Source organism: Streptomyces sp. SM1, assembly GCF_002910825.1.
In the GTDB taxonomy this organism is placed as follows: Bacteria; Actinomycetota; Actinomycetes; order Streptomycetales; family Streptomycetaceae; genus Streptomyces; species Streptomyces okerensis.
The window spans coordinates 1-2914 of the sequence record NZ_NEUB01001020.1; the positions used below are offsets into that span (position 1 = coordinate 1).

General features: G+C 67.3%; 2 protein-coding genes and 1 pseudogene. 1 reads left to right on the forward strand and 2 read right to left on the reverse strand.

Annotated elements, in window-relative coordinates:
* Positions 1 to 836, reverse strand: a pseudogene (locus B9S61_RS36635) (transposase); the annotation flags it as partial.
* Positions 837 to 983: 147 nt separating this feature from the next.
* On the opposite strand from B9S61_RS36635, the gene B9S61_RS36640 reads away from it, so the two are divergent.
* The gene (locus B9S61_RS36640) at positions 984 to 1562 is read left to right on the forward strand and encodes a hypothetical protein (RefSeq protein WP_103546038.1); all 579 of its coding nucleotides are present in this window, start codon (positions 984 to 986) and stop codon (positions 1560 to 1562) included.
* On the opposite strand, the gene B9S61_RS36645 is transcribed toward B9S61_RS36640, so the two are convergent.
* On the reverse strand, positions 1555 to 2760 hold the full coding sequence (locus tag B9S61_RS36645) for an ISAs1 family transposase (protein ID WP_103542832.1): 1206 nt from the start codon (positions 2758 to 2760) through the stop codon (positions 1555 to 1557). The two genes, B9S61_RS36640 and B9S61_RS36645, sit on opposite strands and share 8 nt — an antisense overlap.
* Between the last annotated feature and the right edge of the window lie 154 nt (positions 2761 to 2914).

Sequence of the window (2914 nt, forward strand, 5' to 3'; positions counted from 1 at the left end):
CAGGACCAGACACGGACCGGGATCCCGTCCCGCGTGACGGCCATCCCGATCACGATCTGCGGAAGGTCGTCGCGGGAGTCCTTCGACTTCCCGGACGTGCGGAACCCGGCCTGATCAGGGGCGTCGCCACTGTCGTCCGCGTCGGCGGGAGTGTCGTCTGCGGCGGGCAGGAGGCGGCCCTTGTCGTCGCGGGCGACGAGCTCGTCGGCCTCCTCCAGTTCGAAGTAGGTGCTGGTGGTGTCGAAGAACAGCAGGTCGACCTCGAGGTTGAGAAGGTTCGCGACCTCGTCGAACACCCGCTTCTCCAGGTCGTCCTGGACTTCGTGGAGCCAGTCCATCGCCCGGTAGCAGGCGTCGTCGTCGCAGGCCGGCAGGCCGTCGACATGCACGTCGTTGGTGACCCAGTCCGCGGCGGCCAGCTTCGACGACGGGGCCAGGGCCCGGTTCGCGACCATGGAGAACAGCACCCGCTCGGTCACCGACATGTCCCGGCGTCTGCCCCGCTTGGGCTGCCCGACCTGCCCGACCTGCCCGACGATCTTGTCGATCTTCAGTCGCCGCCACAGATGATCGAGGACGTAGGTGCCGCCGAACGGGACCGAGGAGACGAACTCCAGGTCACCCGCCGCGGTCGACGCCAGTGCTTCGCCCGGTTCCAGCAGCCGTGATAGAGAGGCGACCAGGCGTTTCACCGCGTCCCGGTCGAGGTCGTCCGCACGGCCGAACGTGAACAGGACCTTCGGGACCGCCCGGCCCTTCACCGGATCCCACTCATTGTGGGCCAGGTGCAGGTACCGGACCGTGCCGGACTTGTTCTCCCGCTTCGTCGTCTTCACATACACGACTCCAGACCCTACGGAGCAACTCCAGGTCAGCGCAGGTGAATCCGCAAAATCGCGTCTCTAGGCGAATCTGGCCGCGTCACCAGCCTCCAACCCGCTGACCTGCACCTTCAGCCTGGCAGGTACTCCAGAACCCCTGAATTGCGCGGAACGCAGGTCGAGGAGGGCGATCCGGAGCAGGTGCAGGTCTTCACCAAACTCGGCCTGCACTATTACCGGAAGAGCCCGCTGAGCCTGCCGGAACTGTGCCATCGATCGGTCGGTGAGACCATGCGGACGAGCGGCGTGGCCCCGTCTGACATCGGTGCGGTGCTGCTCGCGCCGACCGTCAACTCCATCCACGCCGTGGGGCTGGACTACCCCGAGGTGGCGCAGATCCTCGGTGACCACGGTCTGGTCGACGCCAAGCTGTACGGGGTCACCCTCTCCAAGTGCTCCAACCTGTCGGCCGCCCTGGAGCTGGGATCCAGCCTGCTGCGGGCCAACGACTACTCGGAGGTCCTGATCGTTGTGGGCGACAAGTGCGCCCTGGACCGCGACCGGTTCATGGACTCGGCCGAGTCCATCCTGAGCGACGGAGCGCTGTCGTTCGTCCTGTCGAAATCCGAGGGCGACTACGAGCTGAAGCATCTGGCGACGAGCAGCGATCTCTCCCATCTCACCAAGTCCTTCGGCGCAGGGTCATTGCATGATCGAGATCTGTCTGGGTTCGTCACGTGAGGCCGAGGGCTCGTAGGGGCCGGTGGTAGTCGCGGCCGGTGTGGCGGAGGGCGGCGGCGATGTTGGTCTGGCCGTCCTGGCGGAAGACGCTGATGGCGAGGTTGCGCAGGGAGGCCATGGAGCGGGGCAGGGTGCCGGTGCGGACCTTGGAGTCGTCCTCGCGGAACGTGCGGTCCCGGACGTGGTGCAGGAGGTTCTCGATACCCCAGTGGCCTCTGATCCAGGTGGCGAGCTCGGTGCAGGTGGCGTCGAAAACGGTCAGGCTGGTGATCAGGTAGACGCGCTCGATGGTCAGCTTCCCGGCGCTTATGTCGCGTCGCCAGCGCACGACTTGGATGGCCTGGTGGGCGCCGGGGTAGTCGAGGTGGCTGAATGCGGCGGCCTTGAGCCGGCGGACCTCGTCGCGGTGGTGGGCGTGGTCGCGCGTGCGGTGCCCGAGCGGGATGTCCCGCCAGGGCAGCGTTCTGACCTGGGCATACAGGCCCGGATGGTTCTTCTTCACGACGGCCACGTAGTGCGCGCCGCGACGGGTCAGATAGGCCCCGTGGTCGTGCTGGGTGTGCAGGGCGTCGGCGGTCACCACCGTGTTCGCCAGCTCGAGTCCGTCCAGCAACGGTGCGAAGGAGGGGATTTCGTTGCTCTTGGAAGCGACCTGCCGCTGGGCCAGGACAACGCCGTGGTGGTCCATCGCCGCCAGCAGCTGGATCGCGGCGGCCGTCTGGGTTCGCGATCCGCGGACCACCTTGCCGTCGACCGCGATCACCCGTCGCACCGGCCCCTCCTCCGCGTCCGGCTCGACCGGGGGCGGCGTTCTGGCCTGCAGATACGCGCTGATCGCCGCATCCAGCGCGTCACCGTCCACACGCTGCAGCAGGCGGCGCACGGTTGCGGCGTGCGGCACCGGCCGCAGACCGGTAAGCGGATCGGCAGCGAAGCCGAGGACACCCAGCACATGCTGCGGGGCATCCGTGATCCACTCGCTGATCGCGATGAGCGACCGGGCCCCGGTCAGCACCGCCGAGACGGCCGCGCACAGCAACGCGAGGGCCGGATACCGCAGCCCTCGCGCATCGCGGGGATCGGCGACCAGAATCAGGAAACGCCGCAGGTCAGCGACATCGCTTGAGGTGAGGGGATCAGTCGGGGAGCCCAGTTGCTCCAGCGCGGAAGGGATGGGCGATGATGTTCGGGCAGGCACGGTCTCGCTCGGTTCTCATGGGTCTCGACAACCACATGATCACCAGCACCGTGCCTGCTCTGCTCTCCGGGGTCCCTTGCCACACAACGGACATGACGCCACGTCACTGACGAGACCGACGAACCGGACCAATCCCAATCGCGCAATGCCCCTG